Below are 528 nucleotides of genomic sequence, written 5' to 3'. Positions count from 1 at the left end.
TCCCCCAGCCGCTGCATCCCTTGCCGCCAACGGCCGTGGAATACCGCCTCCTTGCTGCCATGGGCGACCAGCAGCACTGCCTCGCTCGCCGGGTCCTGCGAGAGCTCGCGGATATTGGCCAGCAGGATCTCGGCGATCTCCGGATCGTCGTCGATCGGCGGGCCGACCGTGACCCGGGCCGAGCGCACCGTGAAGATGCCGAGATCGCCCTCGCGATCCGATACCGGCGGCTCGCCGAAGCCTTGGCCGATGTCGTCGATATGCGTGCTGCCCGAGGAGATGAAGAGCGGCAGCACATAGATGTCGGTGACGCCCTGCGCTTCCAGCGCGTCGATGCCGTCCTGGATGAGCCGTCCCTCGACGATCTCCAGGAACGACGAGTAGATCGCGACGCCCTCCGGCACACGCACCTCCGCCACCGCTTCATCTACCAGTGTCACCCAATCCGCCTCGCGCGAACCGTGGCTGATGACGAGCACGCCGTACTTGCGCGCAGCTCCAGCTTCTCTATGAGACGATGTCTTGTCC

Annotated in this window: 1 protein-coding gene; it reads right to left on the bottom strand. The window is 65.9% G+C overall.

Annotation, left to right across the window (positions count from 1 at the left end):
- Positions 1–479: sirohydrochlorin chelatase (locus PA598K_RS38475; protein WP_260405735.1), on the bottom strand; the 479-nt coding region annotated here is incomplete at its 3' end.
- Positions 480–528 lie beyond the last annotated feature (49 nt).

Origin of the sequence: Paenibacillus sp. 598K (genome assembly GCF_003851045.1) — a bacterium.
GTDB lineage: Bacteria > Bacillota > Bacilli > Paenibacillales > Paenibacillaceae > Paenibacillus_D.
The sequence above is the reverse complement of the archived record's forward strand: the minus strand, read 5'-3'. Positions and strand labels throughout refer to the sequence as shown.